The sequence below is a fragment of the Psychroflexus longus genome, assembly GCF_020164595.1.
Classification (GTDB): Bacteria; Bacteroidota; Bacteroidia; order Flavobacteriales; family Flavobacteriaceae; genus Psychroflexus; species Psychroflexus longus.
The window spans coordinates 64,907-89,673 of record NZ_JAIQZE010000008.1; the positions used below are offsets into that span (position 1 = coordinate 64,907).

At 35.1% G+C, this 24,767-nt stretch carries 26 protein-coding genes, 1 tRNA gene and 1 pseudogene; 9 read left to right on the top strand and 19 right to left on the bottom strand.

Translation table 11 applies throughout. The features are described 5' to 3' along the window. Nucleotides 1-103: 103 nt before the first annotated feature. Together LB452_RS08545 and LB452_RS08550 are read right to left on the bottom strand one after the other, a co-directional pair. Nucleotides 104-733 carry a hypothetical protein gene (locus LB452_RS08545; RefSeq protein ID WP_224461320.1) on the bottom strand — a complete coding sequence of 210 codons (630 nt, stop codon included), beginning with the start codon at nt 731-733 and terminating at the stop codon, nt 104-106. Continuing rightward, entirely contained in the window at nt 730-2,016 is a 1,287-nt protein-coding gene (locus tag LB452_RS08550) for an APC family permease (protein ID WP_262902992.1), read from the bottom strand. Before LB452_RS08550 ends, LB452_RS08545 begins: the two co-directional genes overlap by 4 nt. Nucleotides 2,017-2,032: 16 nt before the next feature. On the opposite strand from LB452_RS08550, the gene LB452_RS08555 reads away from it, so the two are divergent. Next, nucleotides 2,033-2,236 carry a hypothetical protein gene (locus tag LB452_RS08555; protein WP_224461321.1) on the top strand — a complete coding sequence of 68 codons (204 nt, stop codon included), beginning with the start codon at nt 2,033-2,035 and terminating at the stop codon, nt 2,234-2,236. Nucleotides 2,237-2,577: 341 nt separating this feature from the next. Next, entirely contained in the window at nt 2,578-2,763 is a 186-nt protein-coding gene (locus LB452_RS13630) for a dodecin family protein (protein WP_323670376.1), read from the top strand. A 138-nt stretch (nt 2,764-2,901) separates the two neighbouring features. Here the strand turns inward: LB452_RS13630 and LB452_RS08565 are convergent, their stop codons facing one another. The 13 genes and pseudogenes from LB452_RS08565 to LB452_RS08630 form a co-directional block, all read right to left on the bottom strand. Next, nucleotides 2,902-3,921, bottom strand: a complete 1,020-nt coding sequence (locus tag LB452_RS08565) for a sodium:calcium antiporter (protein ID WP_224461322.1) — start codon at nt 3,919-3,921, stop codon at nt 2,902-2,904. A 113-nt stretch (nt 3,922-4,034) separates the two neighbouring features. Next, complete coding sequence (locus LB452_RS08570) at nt 4,035-5,270, bottom strand: APC family permease (RefSeq protein WP_224461323.1); 1,236 nt, start codon at nt 5,268-5,270, stop codon at nt 4,035-4,037. Between the two features lie 81 nt (nt 5,271-5,351). Beyond that, a complete protein-coding gene (locus LB452_RS08575) occupies nt 5,352-5,879 on the bottom strand; it encodes a macro domain-containing protein (RefSeq protein ID WP_224461324.1) in 528 nt (175 codons plus the stop codon). A 32-nt stretch (nt 5,880-5,911) separates the two neighbouring features. Continuing rightward, nucleotides 5,912-6,979, bottom strand: a complete 1,068-nt coding sequence (locus LB452_RS08580; RefSeq protein ID WP_224461325.1) for an AI-2E family transporter — start codon at nt 6,977-6,979, stop codon at nt 5,912-5,914. Nucleotides 6,980-7,080: 101 nt separating this feature from the next. Further along, nucleotides 7,081-8,244: a baeRF7 domain-containing protein gene (locus LB452_RS08585; RefSeq protein ID WP_224461326.1), complete on the bottom strand. Its 1,164-nt coding sequence runs from the start codon at nt 8,242-8,244 to the stop codon at nt 7,081-7,083. 205 nt (nt 8,245-8,449) lie between these two features. Beyond that, nucleotides 8,450-9,264: pseudogene (gene ligD, locus LB452_RS13570) on the bottom strand (non-homologous end-joining DNA ligase). Further along, a complete protein-coding gene (gene ligD / locus LB452_RS08600; RefSeq protein ID WP_224461329.1) occupies nt 9,261-10,268 on the bottom strand; it encodes a non-homologous end-joining DNA ligase in 1,008 nt (335 codons plus the stop codon). Before ligD (LB452_RS08600) ends, ligD (LB452_RS13570) begins: the two are co-directional and overlap by 4 nt. Next, entirely contained in the window at nt 10,265-10,861 is a 597-nt protein-coding gene (locus LB452_RS08605) for a DNA polymerase ligase N-terminal domain-containing protein (protein WP_224461330.1), read from the bottom strand. Before LB452_RS08605 ends, ligD (LB452_RS08600) begins: the two co-directional genes overlap by 4 nt. 315 nt (nt 10,862-11,176) lie before the next feature. Next, nucleotides 11,177-12,961 (bottom strand): SLC13 family permease, encoded by a 1,785-nt coding sequence (locus LB452_RS08610; RefSeq protein ID WP_224461331.1) that lies wholly within the window; start codon nt 12,959-12,961, stop codon nt 11,177-11,179. A gap of 483 nt (nt 12,962-13,444) precedes the next feature. Then, nucleotides 13,445-14,041, bottom strand: coding sequence for a beta-class carbonic anhydrase (locus tag LB452_RS08615; RefSeq protein ID WP_224461332.1), 597 nt, complete (start codon nt 14,039-14,041; stop codon nt 13,445-13,447). Between the two features lie 116 nt (nt 14,042-14,157). Continuing rightward, the gene (locus LB452_RS08620; RefSeq protein WP_224461333.1) at nt 14,158-14,514 is read right to left on the bottom strand and encodes a hypothetical protein; all 357 of its coding nucleotides are present in this window, start codon (nt 14,512-14,514) and stop codon (nt 14,158-14,160) included. Between the two features lie 58 nt (nt 14,515-14,572). Continuing rightward, nucleotides 14,573-14,896, bottom strand: coding sequence for a hypothetical protein (locus LB452_RS08625; protein ID WP_224461334.1), 324 nt, complete (start codon nt 14,894-14,896; stop codon nt 14,573-14,575). Between the two features lie 308 nt (nt 14,897-15,204). Continuing rightward, complete coding sequence (locus LB452_RS08630) at nt 15,205-15,480, bottom strand: acetyltransferase (protein WP_224461335.1); 276 nt, start codon at nt 15,478-15,480, stop codon at nt 15,205-15,207. Between the two features lie 690 nt (nt 15,481-16,170). On the opposite strand from LB452_RS08630, the gene LB452_RS08635 reads away from it, so the two are divergent. Both LB452_RS08635 and LB452_RS13690 read left to right on the top strand, forming a co-directional pair. After that, nucleotides 16,171-16,404: a hypothetical protein gene (locus tag LB452_RS08635; protein ID WP_224461336.1), complete on the top strand. Its 234-nt coding sequence runs from the start codon at nt 16,171-16,173 to the stop codon at nt 16,402-16,404. 272 nt (nt 16,405-16,676) lie between these two features. Further along, nucleotides 16,677-17,024 (top strand): hypothetical protein, encoded by a 348-nt coding sequence (locus tag LB452_RS13690; protein ID WP_224461337.1) that lies wholly within the window; start codon nt 16,677-16,679, stop codon nt 17,022-17,024. A gap of 351 nt (nt 17,025-17,375) precedes the next feature. Here LB452_RS13690 and LB452_RS08645 read toward each other — a convergent pair. From LB452_RS08645 to LB452_RS08655, 3 genes are all read right to left on the bottom strand, one after another. Then, nucleotides 17,376-17,449: transfer RNA gene (locus tag LB452_RS08645), tRNA-Arg, on the bottom strand. Beyond that, the gene (locus LB452_RS08650) at nt 17,427-17,684 is read right to left on the bottom strand and encodes a GIY-YIG nuclease family protein (RefSeq protein ID WP_224461338.1); all 258 of its coding nucleotides are present in this window, start codon (nt 17,682-17,684) and stop codon (nt 17,427-17,429) included. Before LB452_RS08650 ends, LB452_RS08645 begins: the two co-directional genes overlap by 23 nt. Nucleotides 17,685-17,825: 141 nt before the next feature. Beyond that, nucleotides 17,826-18,275, bottom strand: coding sequence for a GatB/YqeY domain-containing protein (locus tag LB452_RS08655; RefSeq protein ID WP_224461339.1), 450 nt, complete (start codon nt 18,273-18,275; stop codon nt 17,826-17,828). A gap of 133 nt (nt 18,276-18,408) precedes the next feature. Between LB452_RS08655 and LB452_RS08660 the strand changes: the two genes are divergently transcribed. Beyond that, the gene (locus tag LB452_RS08660) at nt 18,409-19,212 is read left to right on the top strand and encodes a sulfite exporter TauE/SafE family protein (RefSeq protein ID WP_224461340.1); all 804 of its coding nucleotides are present in this window, start codon (nt 18,409-18,411) and stop codon (nt 19,210-19,212) included. 538 nt (nt 19,213-19,750) lie between these two features. Continuing rightward, the gene (locus tag LB452_RS08665; protein WP_224461341.1) at nt 19,751-19,966 is read left to right on the top strand and encodes a PLD nuclease N-terminal domain-containing protein; all 216 of its coding nucleotides are present in this window, start codon (nt 19,751-19,753) and stop codon (nt 19,964-19,966) included. 328 nt (nt 19,967-20,294) lie between these two features. On the opposite strand, the gene ltrA is transcribed toward LB452_RS08665, so the two are convergent. Beyond that, nucleotides 20,295-21,557 (bottom strand): group II intron reverse transcriptase/maturase, encoded by a 1,263-nt coding sequence (ltrA, locus tag LB452_RS08670; RefSeq protein ID WP_224461342.1) that lies wholly within the window; start codon nt 21,555-21,557, stop codon nt 20,295-20,297. Between the two features lie 1,027 nt (nt 21,558-22,584). On the opposite strand from ltrA, the gene LB452_RS08675 reads away from it, so the two are divergent. From LB452_RS08675 to LB452_RS08685, 3 genes are all read left to right on the top strand, one after another. Further along, on the top strand, nt 22,585-22,797 hold the full coding sequence (locus LB452_RS08675) for a hypothetical protein (RefSeq protein WP_224461343.1): 213 nt from the start codon (nt 22,585-22,587) through the stop codon (nt 22,795-22,797). 211 nt (nt 22,798-23,008) lie between these two features. Next, nucleotides 23,009-23,344 (top strand): hypothetical protein, encoded by a 336-nt coding sequence (locus LB452_RS08680; RefSeq protein ID WP_224461344.1) that lies wholly within the window; start codon nt 23,009-23,011, stop codon nt 23,342-23,344. Nucleotides 23,345-23,974: 630 nt separating this feature from the next. Next, the gene (locus LB452_RS08685) at nt 23,975-24,730 is read left to right on the top strand and encodes a TlpA family protein disulfide reductase (protein WP_224461345.1); all 756 of its coding nucleotides are present in this window, start codon (nt 23,975-23,977) and stop codon (nt 24,728-24,730) included. Nucleotides 24,731-24,767 lie beyond the last annotated feature (37 nt).

Below are 24,767 nucleotides of genomic sequence, written 5' to 3' on the forward strand. Positions count from 1 at the left end.
CTAGATTCATTTGATTAAGCTCAAGTTCAAAATAGCCTTATTCGTTATCACTCTCTTTTTTGTTAACCTCTTCTGCGGGGCTATCTTCAGGAGATGCATTTTCTTAGGCATCCCGTTCTTCTAAAACAACGAGAAGTGGGCAGTCAATTTTTTCAGTAATTTCTTCTCGTATCCTGTTGATCAAGTCCTCTCTTTCTTTGGCATTGGCTTCAACAAGGATGAGAAGATCTTCCTCCTTACTGTTTTTCTCTACAGCTTCAGAAATATTTTCCACTTGTATAGAGCTTGATTTGATCTGATTCAAATCCACCCCAGACTGCTTAAGTCTTCCAAATGCCTTTTCTTTCATTGCAGAAAGATCTTTTCGACCTTCATTTTCCTCCTCATCAGCTTCTTCTTCAGGGCTTTCTATAAACAATAATTCTGCAGGCAAGTCACTGGCTTGAGTGAGTTCATAAATTACTGTTGCAAAACGTTTGCTCAACTGGTTTAAGTCATAAACGGGAATCAGTTGTCGCCTGAGTTCACTTATAGGTTTAACAATAAGTAAGGCTGAGCAGTTATAGTCTATAATGGCATTATCTATGGTTTGAGCGACATCTGGAGTGAAAACCAATTGTGTTTCAACATCAAAGTCCTCATTATCCAGTTGTTGTTTTACTGTATTTAATTCTTCTTCAGATTTTCCATCATCCTCTTCTTCATACTGTTCGGGATCAGTTTGTTCTTTCAATTCTTTGTAACCAAGTAAAAGCACTTCGAGGTCAGTAAAAGCTCTAAGGATGGCAAAGGGTATATTTTTTCCATTGGAAGAGAAACCGGAAGCAATATTTTAGGTCTACGCAATTTCGGTTCTATGTGTGGTGGAGATGGATTTTCAAGAGTTTTTCCACGAGCATAGGCAAAATAGAATATCGCACTAGCAACGAGTACAACATCACCGTAAATCAAAGACCTGGTCTGCATAAAATATATGAGTACGAATCCAGCAATCAACCCAATAGCAGGAATTATTGGATAACCAGGGGTTTTGAAACCTGGCACATACCATATCAGTTTCTCTTTGCGCAGCTTAATTACACATGCACAAATTAATCCGTAAATTACTAAATGGAGCAAAGAAGCGGTTTCTGCCAGAACTTCAAGATTTCCAACAAATAAAACAGCTACAACGGGTAAGCCTACCAAAAAGATCGCCCGATGCGGAGTGCCGAAACGTTCGTGCACTGCGGATAGCCATTTTGGTACTAATCCATCTTTACTTAAGGCAAAAATAGTTCTGGAAGAGCTAAGTATGGAAGCGTTAGCACTGGAAAAAGTAGCCAATAGCCCCGCAAAAAGCACAACTAAAGCACCGATGTTGCCTATGAGTTTTCGAGCGACTTCAACAATGGCAGTTTCTCCATATTCTTTTAGTTGATCTATAAATAGTACACTGTTAGAAACAAAAATAGCCAATACGTAAAGGGTAATCGCAATCAGAACGCTTATAATCAAGGCTCTTGAAATATTACGCTGTGGGTTTATAATCTCACCTCCCACCGTTGCAATCTGAACGAAACCAAGATAAGAAGTAAAAATAAGGGCAGATACACCAAAAACTGGAGTCAGGCCCTTGGGAGCAAAAGGAGTTGGCAGACTATTTTCACCGATGATTCCAAAAGCCTGGAGTACACCATAAACAAACAACAGCGATAAAATCCCTGTTAGGACCAACATCACACTGCTTTGTACTTTTCCTGCATTTTTTGTACCCAGAATGTTTATCGCTGTAAGAAGAATAGCTGAAGCTAAGCCGACTAGAATCACTGGATCTCCTGGTCGGTAAACTAATTCTTTGAGTAAGTCGAGTAAATAACTGCCAAAGCTATAGAGATAAAAAGCACTAGCAAAGACGAGGCCTATCCATTGGCCAACCCCTATGAGGATGCCCCAAAAAGGTCCAAAAGTTCTGGACACAAAATAATAGCCTCCACCACTGGAAGACATAGCCGTGGCGAGCTCTGCAGTACACAAGGCGACTATAAGAGCAATGATACCCGCTAGTAGAAACTACAACATCGCTGCCGGTCCTGCCTGCCCTGAGGCAATGCCTGGAAAAACAAAAATTCCAGCACCCACCATGATTCCCGCACCAATACTGATTGCTACACTAAGTGAAAGCGTTCTAGATAAGAATGATTTGTTTTTATTAGTGTTACTCAAGACTATGGATATTGGTCAAAATTATGAATAAATACTGATTTCATTTCAGAGCCTGAACAAAAAAAATATTAACAAGTTCATTTGAATATCATATTGATTTCAGAAAATAAAGGTTTGGAAGCGTTTTTAATGCAAATAGATATAAATCTCCTTTTCACCATTTTCATAAAACAGAATTCAATTGAAATTAAGTGTATTTACTTAAAAATTAATAAATCATTATTTGCGGATCTAAAATTGAGAAAGAAATTCATTTTTTAAAGCAGATATTTAACTTTTTGTTAAATATTGTTGATTACTACAAATGTCTGTATTATTTTATTAAATTATTATGAATCAATAAATTAATACATTATAAGCATAGTTAAAGTAATTGAAGTTATAGGAGTATCAGAAACAAATTTTGATGATGCTGCAAAAAATGCGGTGAAGGAAGCTTCCAAAAGCGTCAAAAATATTAAGTCTATCTATATCAAAGAGATGAACGCTAACGTAACGAATAACGAAATAGTTTCTTACGCAGTAAACGCAAAAATTTCTTTTGAAGTGACTAGTTAGATTTGATTAAAAACTCAAAAAACGCGCTTGGATTTTGAAATCCAAGCGCGTTTTTTGAGTTTTTAATATCAATAGGAATCTTGATGTTCCGTAAAATTCGATCAGTTCTCCTGTATTTTAAACAAATCCCTAAGCCATTTAAAAATAGAAGTATAAAGTAATATTACCAATGATATAAATCAGAATAATCAAAGCGCTCTCCCACCCTATATTACCGATGCCTTTTCGTTGTCTTAAAAGCAATCCCATGATCAAAACACTAACCATAAGCATTGTCATAGGAACAATAAAAGATTGATAAGTTGTGATATTGTGTAATATACTCCCGTCCTGATAGGCGAAATCAGAAAAGGCTACAAAAAGTACATCAAATGAATTTCCACCTACAATATTTCCTACTGCAAGCGCAAGAGCTTTCCGTCTTACTGCTGCCAGAGTAACAATGAGTTCTGGAAGAGATGTTGCAACAGCTGTAAATAGAGAACCCACAAAACCTTCACTCAGACCCGTGTTATTGGAAATATTTATGCCCGACATTCCAATAGCATATCCAGAAAGCCCAACCAGAACAGAGAGGAAAACAAACTTTAAAACAAGGCTGCTCAATTTAGTCTTCTTGATGTTCTTTTCTTCTGGCTCGTCTTCTACTGTTGACATCGTGATTTTTGGACTCCACATAGGCTTGTCTTTCGCTGTAGATATCATTTTTGAACCTAGAAGATAAGCTACAATAATGGTTATAGAGATAGGGTGTACATTGAATAGTGTAACGTCTGGACTCGCTACACCCAAAATTACCATAGCTAATAAACCCATGAGTAAAACACCTTGCATCAAATTGGTTAAAGAAGCTGAAGCATGTTCCAGATTGATTTTTCTATAAGTGATATCAGCTATGGAAAGAAAAAGAGTTTGAGCCGCTATTCCGCCAATCGCATTGCTTATGGCTAATTCTGGATGCCCGTTATAGGCGGCTGAGACAGAGGTTATGATGCCAGCGATAGAAGTCACTCCTCCCAAAAATATGGCTCCAACGAACGCTTCGCCTAATCCTGTTTTATCTGCTAGTTGATCGGCGTATTTTGTTAATGAAGTCCCTGCAAAAACAATGATCAATGTTGCAATTCCGAAAGTGATAATGGATAACGTTAAACTCATTGGTCAAAGTAAGTTTTGGCTTGAATTAAAAATATAAATAATTATTTCCTCAAATATCGGTGGTAATTATTAATTAATATAGAATATAATTCTATCTGGCTCTAAAAGTAAAATTACAAATTACCTTGGGTTAGATTGTAAATATTGTAACCGAAAAGAATAAGAATTGTGACTAAAGCCACAATTGTAGGAATCGGAATATTTTGAATATTCAAGGGTATATGAAAAGGAGCTTTTTTTTCACCCCTATGATTTGATCGGTATATAAGTAAAGAGAAATTCACCATTCCAAATACGATGAAAATGAAAATATTACTTATACTGGCTACTAATTTTAAATCTCCTAATAAACCAAAAGCAATAGCAACAAGAGCTATAGCAATGATGGCATAATTTGGAGCATTTCCTATTCCAGAAACGGTAGTAAACTTCTTAAGCCATTTAATATCACTATCTCTGGCAACATCATATAGCAATCGGGAGGTCCCCAATATATTGCTCAGTATTGTTTTACTTGTTGCAAATAGTGCAACAACCACTAGTCCTGTTGCACCAATTGTACCAAGCTTTGTTTTGATAACCACTGCCAATGGACCCTCAGCTTGTGCAAGTTCATTCCAGTCCAAAACACTTACCGCACTTATGGTAATAAGCACATAAATGATTAAAACAGCTACACCACTCAGGAGAACGCCTTTGGGCATTACCTTTTCGGCGTTTTTAGTTTCCTCGGCCATTTTTACTAAATCTTCAAAACCTACATAGCTAAAGAAGATAAGAGCGCTAGCCGCTAAAATGCCGTTCCATCCAAAATCATTTAATTGCGTAAGATCTGTAGTACCAATATCTGGAATACAAGCGACGATGATAACAGCGAGACCCAACAACGTTATTATGGTAGCAACCGAATTGTAATATGAACTATACTTTGCTCCAAAAATGTTGAATAAAGCCATCAATCCAACGATAGCAATGACAATGATCCAGGTGGGAAATTGTATTAATCTGCTTAAATAGCTAGCAAAGCTAATAGCAATTGCCGCGGCTGCTACTACTCCAGTAAACATCATCAAGATAGACATCATTAAAGCAGCTTTATGTCCTAAACTTTGTTTGATGTATTCAAAACTTCCACCAGAATCTGGAAATTTGCTCACAAATTCAGCATAGCTTAAACCGGTAAGAAGCGCTACACAAGCAGCTATTGCAAAACTAAGCCATAGCATATTCCCTCCAAGAGCTGCAGCTTCCCCAATAATAGCATAAATACCAGCCCCTACCATTCCGCCTATCCCAAACATCAATATATCCCATAGATTTAGTGTTTTCTTGAGCTTTCTTTTACCCATATCTATTTTTCAATTTTATGTCCATCTGTACTTTTAAATAAATTGAGTTGATGACAATTTTTGGTGATTTATCAGCTTAGATTAAAGTTGAGACAATTCCTCTGCGTGTATTTTTAAATCGTCCTCATCAAAGAGTACGAATCGAATTGTTTTGACAGTATTTAATTCAGGTATTATGTTTGAAATAGTTTCAAAAGCTATTTTGGCGGCCTCTTTTGTGGGATATCCAAAGGCACCGGTGGATATGGCCGGAAAGGCGATGGAGTCGATTTTTTTATCTTCAGCAATTTCCAAAGCATTACGATAGCTATTTGCTAAAAGTTCATCTTCTGGCTGGTCTCTGCCATAAACCGGACCTAAACAGTGAATAACATAATCATTCAGCAATTCATGACCTCCTGTTACAACTGCTTCACCAGGTTGTATTGGCGCCAATGGTCTACATTCCTCCTCAAGACCTGGACCCGCAGCTCTATGTAAAGCACCTGCGACTCCACCACCCGTTTTCAATTCTGCATTTGCTGCATTAACAACAGCGACTACATCGGCTTGGGATGCAATATCTCCTTTTATACACTCTATTGTTACTCCTGAAATTGCTTTTTCCATACTCACCTATTCCATATAGAAGTTTTCTTCAACTAATTTTTTTCTGAGGGTTTATCGTTTTTATAACCTATTAAAACTCCTAGTGGTTCTAATCCAGGAGTGTGGTCAAAAATTATTTTCATGATAGCAAACAACGGGACAAATAAGACTAAACCTGCAAATCCCCATATCACACTACCCAATACAATTGCTATAATAATAAACAGTGGACTTTGCTTGACTTCAGACCCGATTATAATCGGCTCCAGCACGTAGCTTTCAACAAGTTGTATCACCAGCACTATAGCTGCAAATGAAATGATTTCTGCAGAGCTATCACTAAACACAACCATAAATAGTACAGGCAGTAACCCACTTACAAAAGGTCCGATGTAGGGAACAATTGTAATAAGGACGCCAAAAATGATGAGTAGGGCTGAATATTCCAGGTTATAAGCAAGGAAAGTAATGGGGTACATGATTGCCAGGGCTATCATCACCTGCACTCTGCCCCACAAATACCTATTGGCTACCGTTTTTGATTCATTGATGATTTTTTCTGCACTGCTGTTATTATTACTAGAAGCGTACTTCATGAAAAAATTGAAAAATTGATCCCGGTACAAAAGGAATAAAAACACATATATCAGCATCACGAGAAAATCCATCAGAATATCAACAAAATTGTTGAACAGATTGGATAAATGCTTTTGTAACTCCTGGATCATTCCAAAAATTCGATCCTTAAAAACCTCTTCCTGCTGCTCCAGAGTAATCCCTGTTAACTGCACAACCTGCTCACGTAAATTATCAATAAACCCCAAAATATCTTCTTTTCTCTCTAGAAGATCACTCACGAACATGCTGAATTGTCTAATTAATAAAAAGAAGAGCCCTCCAACTACCAAGAACAAAATAAAAGTGCTGACAAAAGATGAAAGCATTCTCCCAAATTTCAATTTTTTCTCAAAAAAAGCGCTGATGGGGAGAACCAAGGTGGTGAAAAATATTCCAAACGTCAATGGAATCAGGAAAGATGAGCCATAGTATAAGCCAATAATTAAAAGAAAACAAAAGAATAAAACAGAGTTGATTTTTTGAAGTTTACTGCTTGAGGCCATTATTTAATTTTTGAATACATAAAACTGAAAAATGGCAGGTAACACATGTTCTTCAATCACATAATGACTACCTGCCATTTAAAATTTAAACTTAAAATGAATTAGTATCTATACACCGCATTTACTGTTTTATGATGCTCATCTGGCATATCTTCTTTTTCCATAATAAAGATGGTGCCGCCTTTTTCAAAAACTTTTATCGCGATAAGGTTAAGCAAGGAGATATTATTATCTGTCAGACCTTCTTGAATATTTGCTTCCTGACTGGTGTTGTCAAAATGACCAAAGACTTCAGCACCGTTTTGTACAAATAGGCTGTCAATTCTTCCCTCAATAGCCGACCTTATAATTGCATTTGTATCTGCGGAAGCCTTGCCAGTTCCAATATATTCTGAATATAAATCCAATTTATCTTTACGTGTTTTTTCAAAATGAGGCTTTAATAAACTCCAGGCTTCTTCGTGAAGTTGATCGATGTCTTTGTCCTCTGGATTTCCGGACACATGCTCATCATGAAGATTTTGATAGGTATTTACTTCCTTATATACAGGAAATTGAAAATCCTGACAAGCCATTATCAATGGTGGCTTTTGGTCGTCATGAAGCATGGTCATGATACCATCATTCACCGCTCTGAAGTAACGTTTCATTTCATTTAATTCTTCAGCTTTCCCCTCTCCGGCTCCATGATACATTCCAGATTTACTGTCACCTTGTTGCCCAGATCGGAACTGAAGATTTTTCTGTTCAAAATCATACCCAACAACATCTTCCAATCTTGATGGGACGTCTTCTGGTGTAATAACTTCAGTCATGGTGTGACGAGTTCCTTCATAAAATTTAACCATGTCATTTTTAAGCGATAAGAGGTAAAACAACCCGTCTCCATTAAAAAGTGGCATCAATGACTTGAGATAAAACTCATCGGATACATAGTTAAACTCCTCAAAATGAACAGGAACTGTGTATGATTTGAAAGTATTTTCTGAAAGAAAAATAGCCAATCCATCTGACTGATGTCTCCAAAATTCACTGTCATTTACAAGGTCAGTCACAGGCTTGACAAGCTCTTCGATTTCTTTATCGCTCAAACCACGTTTTTCTAACTTGGCTTTTGCATTTTTAAGCTGAGTTTTTAGCTTGATTTTATCCTGACCCTCCAAAGTTTCTGCACCAGCACGATGAGTTGGTATATAGATAGAAACATAATTTGAACTTTGTTCGTTTGCTAATTTTAGAACTTCTTGTTTTGTTATCATTGCCATATTAGTAAGGTTTATAGTAATTATTAAAATTATTCTTGTGATAATTGACAACTTCAAACTATGAAACACATAGTCTTTCGCATTATATTTAAGAATACTTTAAATATAATTGAAGAAATTATGATTCTAAAATTTAAAGTACAATTAAAATCTTAATAAAGGCTACTTAGGTTTTGCTATATTAATTATTCGTTTATGTAAGATTTTAATTTTCTTTCTGACCAAGTCGTCTGAAAATATTGGAGAAGGAGTAATGGTCTGCTTGATTTATTTTAGATAATTCTTCCCATTCAATAGGAGTAGCTACCCCAGCTGAAGCTATTGGCCTTAATGAGTAAAGAACTACTGAAGTTTGTCCGTAAGCATTCCTGAGGTAGTCCACAAAAACCTTGTCATCTCGCTTTTCTTTTCTGGTTGCAGTCGTAAGAAGGTTGGGGTGTTTATTTCTCATTTTTTCTGCCAGATCTTTAACTTCCTCTCTGCGGTCATCAAAATTTTTAGTTCGTTTTACTGAATACCAAACATGAAAACCACTTTTGCCAGTAGTCAAGAGTTTAGGCTCTTTGTTTTCGTTTCGTAAAAAGTCTCCAATTACTTCAGCAGCCTCTTTGACTTTTTAAATGAATCTTCCGGTGGGTCCAAATCGAAAACGACTTTATCGGGCTTATATAAATCATCTTTTTTTGCTAACCAAACGTGGAAAGTGACTGTTCCCTGATTTGCCAAATAAATAAGTGTTTTCTTGTTATTACAAATCACCTGCTGATTGCTTCCGTCTTCAGTTTCGATTGAAATCGTTTCTATGAAATCCGGAAAATAATCTGAAGCATTTTTTTGAAAAAAACCTCCCTCATCTATTCCATCTGGAAACCGTTGTAAGGTGAGCGGACGATCCTTCAGGAAAGGCAGCATCTTATCAGCGATCTTTTCATAATACTTCACCATATCCAACTTGGTGATTTTATTATCTGGAAAAATGAACTTATCCGGATTGGATATTTCGATTTCTTCTATTTTCATTTGGGTTCTTCTTTTACAACATCTTTTGGGTCCTTATCATCACGCATGCCTAAAAATCGGGGATGTCGTAATTTATCATCATCAGTCCATTCTCTAAAACCAAATTCTCCTACATACTTTGGCTTTACCCAGTGGTAAGTGCCCTTATGGTCATCCTCAAAATCTTCAAAAGGACTGGATTCTATCTCGATCTTATCAAATTTATTTCGCCATTTCTCAAGAAAATCATCGTCATATCCGGTTCCTACTTTTCCGGCATATCGAAGAGAATCATCTTTGTAATAACCAACAAGCATAGCCCCAAAACCAACCCGTTCACCTTGTGGATCTGTAAATCCTCCAATGACGAGTTCCTGGCCTTTACCGCATTTGAATTTCAACCATTTTTTACTTCTGCTATGACTGTAAGTAGACTTTCCGTCTTTTGCTATAATTCCTTCCCAGCCTTTTTTGCAAGCCTCGCTATGATAGTCATTACCTTTTTCATTTCTGTGTGGCACATATCGGATGGGATCTTTCCAGTTGATAATTTCCTTTAAAATCTTTTTTCTCTCTTTCAAAGAGACGTCATTCAAAGCGTAAGTATCATAATACATAATGTCAAATACATATAAAAAGACCTTTACTTCAGAATTTTTGACTTGCTCAGGATCTTTTATTTGCATTCGGTTTTGCAATTTGCTGAAGCTGGTCACCTTGTCATCAAATGTCACTATTTCTGCATCTAAAATTAAATCCGGATAATTTTCCTTTTGGAGAGCTTCTTCAAACTCCGGGTAGGTCACATTTAATTTTTTTTCATTTCTGGAATACAGGGAAACTTCACCATTTTCAATTGAAATCACACAGCGTTGACCACCCAGTTTTCTTTCGTAAATCCAGTTAGGATCGTCAAAATAATCGTCGGTAAGCGTGGCTAGCATTGGTTTTACAAAACCAGGAAATACTTTGTTTTCTGCTTTTTGAATCGTCTCGGGCTTAACAATAGCTTTCAAAGACTTCATGATTCGCTTTCTTCTTTTTCAATTTCATTTAAAGTCCTTCCAGACTCTACACTTTTATTCTCAGTATTGGTTGGGTTTCTGCGGGCATCGGCTTCATCATCATCCATTTTGATGAGTAGCCAGTTGCCTTCCATTTTACCACTTTTCATCTCAACCATAGCATAGCCGCCTTCGATTTTTTTACCTTTTAATCTGACTTCCACAGTTCCTATTTCATAAGATTTTTTAAGACTCATGGGGTTACCATCCTCATCTTTTTTGATATTTTCAAAAGTTCCTTTGTCCCATATCATCACAGTTCCACCTCCATATTCATCTTCTGGAATTACACCTTCAAAATCGGCATATTCCAGAGGGTGATCACCGGTAGGAATAGCCATTTGTTTTTCACTGGGATCGGTGCTTGGTCCTTTAGGAACGGACCAGGATTTTAAAGACCCCTCAATTTCGATTCTAAAATCATAATGAAGTTGAGTCGCTTCATGCTTTTGAATAACGAAAATGGGGTGATCTCCGCTACTTTTTTCTTTGTTACCCACCGGCTCATTAGTTTTATTAAAGTCTCTTTTTTCTTTATATTCTTTACTGCTCATAATTTTTACCTTCAAAAACTGATCAATTGTATTTAAAAAAACTAAAGCTTTTTTAGTTTTTTTATTGATTGTTTAAGTTAGTAAATAGAAGGATGAGTAAAGGTGATTTTAAGAATACTATAAGGAGAAACCCAATTCAGTAATCTAGCAAATTGAAATTTTTGGAATGGTTAAGAAGTGCATTACTACCTCAAAATTTATTCAATTAAAAGATATGTATTCATAGCCATAAGGCTGAATTTTAAGGAAGTATTTATCTTTGAAATTGCCTGATAAAATAGATTCTTATTTCAATACGAGTAGAGTATTTAAGGCCTAAAACGGATAAAAATAAGGAATTAGGATACTGGCTGTGATCAGAAATAATAAATTGAGTGGCGCTCCCACTTTTGTAAAATCTAGAAATTGATACTTACCGGCACTAAATACCATGGTATTGGTTTGATAACCTATGGGGGTCATAAAGCTTGCACTCCCAGCTACTGCAATAGTCACTAAAAACGGCAAAATATTGATGCCTAAACTAGAGGATACAGAAAAGGCAATAGGAACCATAAGGGCTGCGGATGCATTATTACTCATGGTTTCTGTCAGTAAATTTGTAAACAGATAAAAAACGGCAATAATAAAGATCTGACTTTTGAAATCGCTACTGATGTTGACTAGTAAGTTGCTGATATTTTCAGAAAGACCGCTACTCGTCATTGCCGAGCCTAAGCTTAAAGAACCTGCTAATAAAAAAATTACTTTCCAGTCGATAGATCGATAAGCTTCCTGCATCGAAATAACTCCGGCGCTATTTAAAATAATAACTCCACCAAATGCTGAAATGACTAGAGGAAGCACGTTGAAAGTTGCCAAAAGTATAACGGAAAGTATAACTGAAGCTGTAATATAAAGCTTTCTGGGATTGAGGTCACTTAGCACCTGCTCGCTAACTGAAATAAATGGTGAATTCTGCTTTTCCTGGCTTTCCTTCAATAACTGATAGCCTTTCTTGTTGGTAAGCAAAACTAAAACATCACCAGCTTGCAGCTTAACTTCCTTCAAATCTGAAAGCTGCTTTTTACCGCGTTGGCGTATCCCTATAACATTGGCATTGTAGCGATTCAAGAAATCAACCTGAGTGAGTTTTGATCCTAAAATTTCAGAATTGGGTAATAAAATAATTTCTACCATGCGAGTTTCTTCGTCCGGGAATTCTTTATCTTCAAAATCTTCTGTCAGACTGAAATAATCATCTTTAATTAATTTATTGATTTCCTTTAGAGTACCTTCAATCAATAATGAATCCCCTTCTTTTAACCGCTTTGAGTCATCTGGCTTCTCTTCCGTTTGGTCTTCTCTTTTGTGAGATTTTATTTCTATATCCTTATTATCAAATAAATTATTCAAGTTCATTTCTTCTTCTTCTGGCTTTTGTTTAATTCTTACCTCAGCCAAAAATCTTTTGGTTGCTTCCTGCTCTTCCATCAAATCTTCGATGCCAGTATTGGGGAGCAGATATCTACCTACAAAAATGATGTATAATAATCCAACGATAAATAAGCAGAGGCCAACGGGAGCCATGGTGAACATATTGAAATCATCAAATCCTCGATCTGAAGCCATTCCACTCACTAATAAATTTGTGGAAGTTCCTATTAAGGTACAACTCCCTCCAATGATTGCCAGATAAGAAAGCGGAATTAGATACTTCGAAGGAGAACGTTTTAATTTTCTTGTGGTTCTATTGACCACTGGAATAAATGTGGCCACAACAGGTGTATTGTTTATAAATGCCGATATACCGCCCACCATAGCCGCTATACTTATTATAGAAACCCGGTAACTTTTATTGAGCAATTTTTCCATTATTGGACTTAAAAAGTCAATCAAATTCGATTTGATCAATGCCTGGCTAAGAATAAACATGGCCGCTACTGCCAGGGTGGCCTGGTTTGCAAAGCCAGATATGGCTTCATCGGCCTCGACAATTCCTGTAACGACAAGGCTTACCATAATACCCAAGGCTACCAAATCTACTGGAATGCTTTTTTTGATGAAACAAACCATGCTTATCGCAATAATGGCTAGTGTAATGTAAGCATCAATAGTCATCTAAAAGAATTTTGATATTTAATTAAATTGTAAACGGCTTTTTTTGACTTTAAAATTGTGTTTTATAAAACCGTTAAATCAACTCACATTGGATTGCGAAACTAAAGAAATTAACTAAATAGTCCTTCGCATTATATTTAAGAATACTTAAAATATAATTGAAGAAATTGTGATTCTTAAAATTTGGCTCACTAAATTTTTAGAGTATCCAACAAAAGGTTGACAAGTGTTACTTTAGTTTTGATGGGGTGGTTTGGAGCGATCACTCTGAGCTAGCCTTTAATTAGGTGATAATCTGATTTGAAACCTAAAGAACTATAAATCAGAGAGGATTTTGATTGTCAAAGCTTCTTCAAAAAATCAAAGTGTTTTAGAGAATAATTATTTTAACTAAAATTCTACAATAAAAAAACTCCATTAAAGATGTAAAGGTTGATTTTACATCTTTAATGGAGTTTTTAAAATAATTGCTTTTAGAACTTACTAGCTTGGTCTCCCTACTTCAGTAGCCTGAGAAATCTCATTTAACTTTCCAGTGTGACAGTCATAAATATAACCATAAATAGCAATGTCGTTGGGTACCATTGAATTTTCCCTTATACGTTTGACATCCTCAACTACACTTTTTTCATTGTCGCTTATGGTTAACCAATTTATAAATCGTCCTTCATCGGTTCCGTCTTCAGCACCCGTATCATGCCAACCGTTCTCGTCAACTGTAGCTGGTTTTAGACTTTGAGAGAGTAAATCACCCATAATTTCGTTGGTAAACGTTAACATACCACAGTCCGTGTGATGAATAACAAACCACTCACGAGTCCCCAATAACTTGTAGGATATAACCAATGAGCGAATTGCATCATCTGTTGCTCTTCCACCAGCATTGCGAATCACGTGTGCATCACCTTCTGCGAGTCCAGCATATTTTGCTGGATCAAGACGTGCATCCATACATGTAAGAATGGAGAACTTTCTTCCTGGAGGCATAGGAATATTTGCTTTATCTCCAAAATTATTTGCATATTCAGAGTTAGCCTTTAGGACTTCATTCACTACTTTACTCTTTGTTTCATTACTCATATCAGTGATTTTTTATTTAAGGTCTGATTTATGAAACAAGTCATCTCATCGGCTTTAGAGCGTTAAGAAATAAGTTATTGTTTCCATTTGTTTATCTGAAAACTCCCCAGGTGATTTCAAAGTTCTCCGTTCTCTCTTTTATGCTTTGGTTCAGTTGGTTTTTTATAACGAGCAAGTACTCGATAAATTCCATTTCTATATTGAGCCATACACACCTCTTCATTGTCAATAACTTCCTTATCGGTCACACAATGGATTCTACCATTTTTTCTGTTAAAATTCCAATGGTCTGATACTCTATAACTCCCTTCGGGTTTAAAACTCCAATCGATTTGATCACTGGAATAAAAAGATTCACTGTAAGGTGATTTAGTAATCACATACCAGCTTTTCATTCTTTCTTTAATTTCTTCTGGAATGTGATAGCCGTCTAAATCAATAATATTTAGATAAATTTCTTTTTTAAAAAGCATTTAGTTTCAATGGATTATGAAATCGGATTATTGAAATTATTTAACTTATATATTATAACTATATATTCTTTACTGATTTTTCCGCATGCTCCTTTGATGAGAAACTTTTCAGGTAAAGGTTATAAAAATCATCTTTTAAAAACGTTGCTGGTATTTTCTTTTCATCTACGTGACCAATGATTTCATTAAAGTCATTGGTGAGTAAGAGCAATTGATTTCCTGTTTTTAAATGTTCGGCTTCATATTCAAAAGTCCACCATAACCCCTTATCCATATTTAAATATCCTTTAAACCTGTTCAGGTAATCTAGTAAATCATCATGGCTATAATAAAAATCATTAAAAGATCGATTTCCATCTTGAATTTTAAGCTTTACCAGCATAGTTTGAAAATTTATTTTCTGTTTTAACGTAATATTGAAAATAATTGCGGTATGGACTTTTTAGGCTTTAAAAATTAAAGTACTTTTTTATAAATTTTAATGAATAACCGATTTAGTAGTTTTATTGAATTTTTTAAAATTAATGTCCTTTAGGGTTTAGGAAATCATATTTTAGTGATAGTCGATTCTCTTCTGATACTTTTAGCTTTATTGTTGATCACAACTGTGTCTATAACTTGAACTAAACGCATTAAGCTATTTATTACATTTAAAAGCGAAATTGATTACAATTCCATAAGTCTTAAAAGTTATTTCTTGCCTCTATAGGTTAAGGAAATTCTATTGTGATCTAGAAGTAACTGTTCATCTTCCTTGTAGCTTTTTAATAGGTGAATGACATGATCGTATTGCTCCTCACTTATGTTTTTATACGCAGGAGCTGGTATGACATCTTTCCATTTCGCATGCAAAGTGTTGTCCAACGCAATACGCCAATAACAATGATTAGCAAAATTTAAGTGACTGTATATTTTTGGTAACTCATTCCCCAGGCTAAAATATAATTCTCTCTTTTCTGAATCCATTGCCAAACATTATTCTTCAAGAGGCAAAATAATTTAATGCCGTAGTTTACGTGGTTAAACAAATGAAATTAATTTCCTTAATTTTCGATTAGGTTTAGATCGTCGACAAATTCGTTTATTTCCCTATTATTTTGAACTTCATTCAAAACTAATAATATCACATGTGTAGTTTCAGTATTATTTTAGGTTTATCTAATTAAGGAGTTGTAAATAGTCTTTTGCTCAGAATGAAAAGTGTTCATAAAAATATTAAATCTCCATATGTTCTTAACCGTTATATAATATATTACTAACTAAAAATATTAACAATTTACAAAATGACTTACAAAATTTCAATCCTCCTATTATTTTCTTTTTTTCACGACTGCACAAACAGATTTTAGACCAGGCTATTTCATTGCTGATGGAATTAAAACAGATTGTTTAATTGAGAATCAATCTTGGAGCTCCAGCCCTGATGAATTTGTTTACAAACTCGATGAAGACAGCCCTACCAAAACACGAAACAAATTTAATACTAGTGAATTTGGGTTGAATGGGTATTTTAAATTTATAAGTGCTGATGTAGATATCGACTAAAGTAAATGGGACACTGATAATTTAGACTATAACAGAGAACCTGAGTTTGAAAAGAAAAAAGTCTTCTTAAGATTAATTGTCGACGGTGAAGTCAAATTTTATGATTACACAATGGGGAAAAATATAAAACGCTACTTCTATCAAATTGGAGATTCTGATATTAAGCAGTTGGTATACAAGAAATATTTAAGAAGAGGGGGAAACAAACAAATAGTCCAAAATGAGGCCTATAAACAATGGTTATTTAATAATTTGAAGTGTGAAGACCAGTCACTAAGTGATGTTGAGAAATTGAGGTACAGTGAAATTAGTCTTAAGAAATATTTTATAGAATACAATGAGTGAATAGGTGCAGAAATTAATTTCTTGGATAAAAAACAAAAAGTAAAACCTTAAATTACATTAGTTTTTCTCTAAAAGGAGGAGTTGAAGTTGGCTCAACCAAGGTTGTAAACGCGTTTAGAGAAAATTTAAACACAGATTTAGGAAGCAATGAATCATTTCGTTTTGGGGTTGAGGCTGAAGTAATTTTACCACTTTTAGACAAGCAATTTACTTTTTTTTCTGATCCGAGTTATCGCTCAATTTCATTCTCACTTTCTATTCCTGATGAAAGATTGACAGGCAATCTTAAGAATGTCAACTATAAATACAGCTCATTAGAGTTACCACTTGGCATTAGATATTATTATTATATCAATGAGGCAACCCAAATATTTCTAAATTTTGCTTACGTTTTCGATAATGTATTCGATGATTCATCTGTTGAATTCAGTAGAGCAGATGGTACTAACCTAGGAGGGTTTACTAATTTAAAATCAAATCAAAGTCAGTATTTTGGTGCAGGTGTAAGAGCTTTTGATCGCTTTAGTGGAGAATTGAGAATCTATGCCAATAAAAACATAGGACCAAATATTGAGTATTCAAATTCAATTACTTTAGTATTTGGATATAAAGTTTTTTAAGTAGTAAATCCTTTTGCGTTCCAAGATGCAAATACATTTGACGATTATAAAAATTACTGATGTCAAAAACATATAAACATTCAAGCGAACTTGGTTTTTTAGGAGCAGACACGAGCCTCAAAACAAGGATTCACTCCGTACATCCCAGAGCGTTCCGCTTTGAAAATCAAAACGCCGCATTTAAAACTTCAAGCAAGCTTGGTTTTAGATTAAGAACAAACGTGTTCTCGATTAATGACAAAAACAAGGATTCACTCCGTGCATCCCAAAGCGTTCCGCTTTGAAAATCAAAACGCCGCATTTAAAACTTCAAGCAAGCTTGGTTTTAAATGAGGTGTTTTGATTTATTCGTGACCGCGGAGGGATTCAAACCCCCAACCCTCAGAGCCGAAATCTGATGCGCTATTCAGTTGCGCCACGCGGCCTAATATTTTGTTTTCTCCACCTTCTTCCAGCTGCAGATTTAAGATACTTTTCTCTTAATCTTGCTGAATTTCGAGTTTGAAAAACTTCTTGATGAACTCTAATCCAAGGCAAAAAAGCTTTTGTTGATTTGTTTTTACCTTGATTGTGCTCTATTAATCTTTCTTCCAAGCGTTCTGTCATGCCAACATAATGCTTGTCAAATTTAACACTATAAAGAACGTAAACGTAAAACATTTCCTAAATCTTATGCGCCCTGCCCGAACGAGACTAACGTCAGTTCGGATCGGGCGGGTATTCAGTTGCGCCACTCGGCCTCAAATTCCCGCAAAAGCGGAAATCCATGTTTAGATTTCAAAATTACAATACTAATCTATCTTAAGACAAATTCTCTTTAACGATTTTAGAAATAGTTTTGCCATCAGCTCTACCAGCCAGCTTCTGCGTGGCCAAGCCCATGACTTTTCCCATGTCTTTCATCGAGTCAGCGCCAGTTTCAGCAATAATAGCTTTTACCTCCTTACCCACTTCCTCTTCACTCAGCTGTGCTGGCAGGAATTGTTCTATGATTTTAGCCTCTTCCAATTCTGCTTCAGCCAAATCTTTACGGTCTTGCTCCAGATACAAGTCAGCACTATCTTTTCTTTGTTTGACCAGTTTCTGAACCAACTTCAACTCATCCGCTTCACTCATATCCTCCTTATTGGACGATGCGGTTTTAGCCTTCAAAATTTCACTTTTAATAGATCGTAAAGAAGCTAGAGCAACAGAATCTTTTGCTTTCATCGCTTCTTTCATTTTAGTCATTACTTCTTGTTCCAGTGCCATTATCTATTTTTTGGCTAAGATAATTAATAATCTTTCAAAATCAATTGAAAGCCCTACTTTCAATGTAACCAAAGTTACTGCCTCAGCTTAAGTTGCGTTCTACATTTGTATTTTAGAAAATGAAATTTACCTCATGGAAATAATAGAAATATTAGGTTTTTTTGGAGCACTCATCATAGGAGTAGTATTAGGACTCATAGGTGGCGGTGGCTCAATTCTTACAGTTCCCGTGCTGGTATATTTACTTATGGAAGACCCGGTCACTGCTACCGCCTATTCGCTTTTCGTCGTGGGTACCGCAAGTTTGGTGGGGGCCGTCCGTAACATGCAAAAAGGTTTGGTGGATCTCAAAACAGCCACCGTTTTTGCCATTCCGGCGTTTATTGCCGTTTATGCAACCCGAAAATACGCTGTGCCAGCCATTCCTGACTCCCTTTTCACCATTGCCGACTTCGAAGTGACCAAAGACATAGGCATTATGTTATTTTTCGCATTGATTATGCTTTTGGCCTCTTATTCCATGATCAAAAACAAAAAAGAAGAATTGAAAGATGTAGAAGTGGAAGTCAAATACAATTATCCACTCATTATAGTTGAAGGTATTGTCGTTGGATTCCTTACTGGAATCGTAGGCGCAGGAGGCGGATTTCTTATCATTCCAGCTTTGGTATTACTCGCCAAACTTCCTATGAAAAAAGCTGTCGCCACCTCTTTGCTTATCATCGCCGTCAAGTCCTTAATCGGATTTCTGGGTGACGTCCAAAACATAGACATCGATTGGTCCTTCCTGGGAATTTTCACCGGAATCTCAGTTATTGGAATTTTTCTAGGCATCTGGCTCAACAAATTTATCGACGGCAAAAAGCTTAAAAAAGGCTTTGGATGGTTCGTCCTCCTTATGGGCATCTACATTGTTTACAAAGAATTTTCCGCTTAATTTAGAATAAGTTTTAGGAGCTACTCCCGCTATCCATTTCAAGTCCAGCCGCAGATGCTGGCAAAAACTAGCAAGACCCAAAGAGCTCATAAAATCGCTTTTGGGTCTTGAGTTTTGCAGCGCAACTGCACCTCGGGCTTTTCATTTCTATCGGGGCTAGGGTGTTTTAGGTTTCAAAATTTGAGATTTAAAATATTAATGTCGATCTAAATTCACCGCTTAAAACTAAGTTTTACGACTTAATTATAAATTGGATTCACAGCAGAATTTGATTTGCTTACAGATTCATACCAAAAGGAGTTACCCAAAATTCTACTGAGTTTTCTTCACAGTTTTGGGGATAACTTGTCTAAAACTTTTATGTCATCTTCTATCTTTTATCATAAGAATACGCTAGTTTAGCTATCAAATAACTAACGAATCTTAATAAAATCTGTTTTTATCGCTTATCTTAGATGGGATAATGATTGATTTGTCAATCGTATAACTAGTTGGCTTTAATGCTAAAAAACTGAACTAACAATAAAAACTGAAAAAAATGATTTATTATGGAATGATTGGACCTTGGCAACTAATTATAATTTTATTACTTGGAATTTTACCAACAATTATTGCTCTTATCGATATTTTAAGAAATGAATTCAATGGGAGTAATAAAATTGTTTGGGTATTAGTGGTTTTATTAACCAATTTTTTTGGTGCAATTTTATATTTCTTAATTGGTAGAAAACAGAAAATAAATGCATCAAAATAAGATTTTGGATTTTATAGAAAAGTAAAAATATTAATCTTGAAATTCTAACATGAAATCTGACTGAATTGCTGAGCGAAATTTGACAAAAATGTAGAGACTAAATATAATGTCAAAAAAAATCACGAAGTACTTCATCTCCGTCGAAAAACTTAACGGAATTGATAACCGCTGAATTTAATTAATCGTGGAAAGAAAATTGAATAAATTAAAATTAGGAAAAAAGGACTAAAAGCCAATCGAGTAGACGGGTGACGACTCAAAGTCGCCACTGCGCCTCTCACACCACCGTACGTACGGGTCTCGTATACGGCGGTTCAATAATGATACATCAACGTTTGTAGTATTCTACCAAACCAATATAACCCCTCTTTTTCAACCGTTCAATTGTAATGGTCGTACCAAGAATTGGGCTTTGGGCTACTGCCCATCCTCCCATTCTTGTTCTACTCCAAGCATAAGCTTGTCCTTGATTTACTCCTAAACGAATGAGGTTTTTCCTCTTTCGCTCGGGCTTTTTCCAATGATGCCAAATACAATATCGCAGTCTGTTTCTTAACCATTCTTCCAACTTTTTAAGTTTGGCTTGAATGGATGCTTGTTTGTAGTAATTTATCCAACCTCGAACCAATAGGTTAATGCGGTGGATTCGCTCATTAAATTCGACAGGAATAGTCTTCTTGGTTAACATTTTAAGCTTTGCTTTAAAGGTTTTCCATTTTGACTTTTCTACGACTAATTGATATTTCCCTTTTAAACCCTTTTTATAAGATGCAACAAAGGAATGTCCTAGTAAACTAAAAGTTAGAGGACGACGAATACCGCTCTTTTCTCGATTTATTGGTAATCGGAGTTTTTGCTTTAAATACAAATAGAGATTATTTCCTACTCGTTTTGCAGCTTTCTTACTCTTAACATATACACTAAAATCATCAGCATATCTTACATAACGTAAGTTTCTACTTTCAAGTAATTTATCCAGCTCATTGAGCAAAATATTTGACAGCAGAGGGCTTAGAGGAGAGCCTTGCGGGACTCCTTTCCTTCGCTTTTGTAATTTGCCATTAATGAGTATTGGTACTCTAAGAAATGAACGCAATAACTTTAGGGTTTGCTTGCATTTTACTTTTCTGTAAATCAACTCTAGCAACACATAATGTTCTACTTCATCAAAGAAAGACTTCAAGTCAATATCTACAATATGTCGGTAAGCTGAATTGATATACCTTAAGCTTTGTGCAATCGCCTGTGATGCATTGCGCTGTGGGCGGAATCCGTAGCTGTGCTCTTGGAGGTCTACCTCAAATATAGGCTGCAATACTTGATGCAGTGCTTGCTGAAAAACCCTATCTGTAGCCGTTGGTATCCCGAGTAACCTCGTTTTACCGTTGCTTTTAGGTATTTCAACACCTAGTATTGGAGATGGCTGATAAACTCCACATTCTATTTGCTCAATGTACCGTTTCCCGTTAGCTTGTAGTGTAGATTTAAGTGTTTGCACACTTTTGCCATCTACTCCACCTGCTCCTTTGTTGCGGTACACCTGTAAATAGGCTGCGTTTAGATTCTCTTTTGATATTAATTGTTTAATCATTAATTCTTCATTCGTTTTGTTGTCTCGCTTAATCAATGGCTACTTTGGTATTAGGCAGCTGCCCTTAAAGCATACCAATGCTCCATTATTTATTAAAGACCATTATTGTTCAGTCCTTCATTAATGTTCAGCTCATTAACTACTATGACTTCGGCTGACTTCTCTGCTATATCAAACTCGTGATTACAGAGATCTCCCTTGGTAAGATAAATACCCTTCAGTCTAAGCCCGCAGAATCTACATAGATGCTCTTTAAAGCTTTGGGCTTTGTAAAGATGTGCTTACTTACCCGAGCAACTATGCCTCGTATCCTGTTCCTGTTCGTCGGTTCAGACTTTTGTAGTCTCGCTTACTTCACTTCTAAGGTCACCCTTAACAAGCTTGCGACTTACTAATGCTTCAGAACGTTACCTCCGCGCATTGGGGACTTTCACCCGTTGGGACATTCTTGTAAAAGAACTATATTTACCATTCAAGGCACACACATCACATATAGCTTATGGCTAGGGTTTAGGTCAGATCAAAATTTATTGTATTTTTATAGAAATTAGTCTTCAACTGAAAAACTTGTTTGCATATAATCGCCACAAGCCATATGCGGGGACCGTAGTAGATTTAATTAACCTAAAATGAAAAACATATTCATCCTTCTGCTTTTTATTTTTCTTTTGCCTTCGTGTCAAAATGAGCGAAAGGAATCTAATCAAAAGGAATTTGAGCGAAAGGCATCCTATTTACCTAAGCAAAGTAAATTTTTAAATAGTGATTATCAATATATTACTTTGGACTCTTTCTCGAGTTTTGAGAAATTAGTTGATAGAATTGAAATTTAAAGTACCATTCAAAAGATGCAGCTTTAAAAATTGAAACGGCCGAAGTAGATTACCACGTTTTAGCTTCTACTTTTTTTGGTCAAGACCATCCTCCGATAATTAAATTAAAAAACATAATTTTTATAAGCAACGATAGCGTTAGAAAGAACAAAACCTACCCTATTGAGGATTTAAAAGAGGTTTTGAAAAAGGATATGCTAAATAATGGAAAGGATGATAAGTTTTCTGAGTCTCCGGAAAAGCTAATAGTATCAGTTACTTCCAATATTGAGGAATTAGAGAACTTAATGGTCAAAATCTTAACAACTTTTGAAGATATTCAGAAAGAATTATCAGAGCCTTTGCCGATATATATTCAACTAAATGGCAGAAAAGAAATACTTCCACCACCACCGTCTTTTAAATAATAAAAAAACGTTTTACAACACAGACTATGATTCATTGCGGTTGAATTCCTTAGCAAAATTCAACGCTATTTTACTATCTTTCGAGTACGGCGGAAATAATCCTAAGGATTTTTCCTCAACGAAGTCATAACCAAGAACGTTGTCATACACTAAATAAGAAATGAAAATTAGATTCAAGAGAAAGCGACTGAACTATTATTTAATATTCGGAATGATATGGCTGATCCTTGGAACAGCCGCAGTTGTATTGGATTCACACAATATTTTTAGTTATGGTTATATAATCATAGGGATTTTGTTTTTCGGAACTTACCTATTTGAAAATAGTAAGCAATACCTAACTATAGAGAATGGAACTATCTCAAAAAATCACTTGATACCAAAAACAGTCAATCTAAATGAAATAGAAGGAGTAAAAAAGTTTGCCGGAGAATATACCCTTAAAACACACAAAACTGAATTAAAAATCAACACGGAATTGATTGAAGAAAATTCTCTTACAAAATTAGATGCGGTTCTAGAAAATTTGAATTTAGAAACGAAATAAAAAATGATATACATACATCCAAAGCATAGCTTTACTAAACCAAAAGTTTTGGTATATTTAGGAATATAAAATATAAACTGAATATAAAGCTAGTATTTGCAAGCTACTGGCCACACTAGAGAACCATTGGCATTCATCGTGAAACCCGAAAATTGCGAGTAAATATTAAATATAAAATAGAATTTAGGCTAGATTGGTTAGAAATGATTTTTATTTTAATAATGACTTTTTTCTCTGGAATGCTATTTTTAAGCGATATGGAGAATAAATTTATTTATATGGGACTGTTATTGTTTGGAGCTGGAATATCAATGGTCAAGAATAGAGTTAAATTACCGGTTAAGAATAATAACAGAATGAAAACATAGGCTATATTAAAATCTTTTTAAAAGTCTTTATAATTTAAGTTTCTAATGAACATAGTTTTAGGTCTTAAGTGAAAGCCTATTTACATTTCATAGTTAAAGCTAATAAAGGATAATCTGAAGATAAAGCTAGTTTTTGAACGCTCCAGGCCGGTCTAAAGAACCGCTAGTGTAAGCTTCCCCAAAAAATCGAATTTTACAAAATAATAATTATTTTATAAAAATATCGCCATAAATAGGTTTACTAAAAATTAATACCATCATTATGAAAAACCTAATCATTATTCTATCAGTCTTTGTCATCTCACTCATTTCTTGCAAAAAGAGTCCAGAAGAAAAAACCGTAAATGAAAAAGAGCAGATTATTAAACCAATAATGAGTTACGAGTATCTAATATCCGACTATGACAAATGGTGTTCTTATCATTACAATGAAATAGCATTAACCTCTGACTTTAAAGCGCTGGATAAAGACTCTCAAAAAATATCAAAAGAAGATTTTTTAAAAAAGTTAATAACTGGAGACTACATCGCTATTGAAGTCGAGTCTGAAAATGACATAACCACCTATAAGCTTTATAGGTTACCGAAAGATCTAGATAATGGAATTTCAAAGGTTATAAAAAATGATTCTTACAGAGCTTTTGAGCTATTTAAACTAGAGGGAACTAAATTTCCTGATTTTACGGTGACTGACGTCAATGGAATAAAATATAATAATGAAAAATTTGAAGGGAAAACGACAGTCATTAAAACATGGTTTATAAATTGCAAACCATGTATAGCTGAAATGCCAGAATTAAATAAATTGGTCGACATGTATAAAAATAAGGATGTTCAGTTTTTAAGTCTTGCAACAGATGAAAAAGAACCACTACTAAATTTTCTGAAGAAAAATGAATTTAAATATGATGTTTTACCAAATCAAAAGGATTTAATTCAAAATGAACTTAAGCTTACTGCATATCCAACTCATTTAGTAGTGAATGAAAAAGGGATAATTAAAAAGGTTTTTAATTAAGCTTCTCAAATCATCACCTACATTGATCAAGATAAAT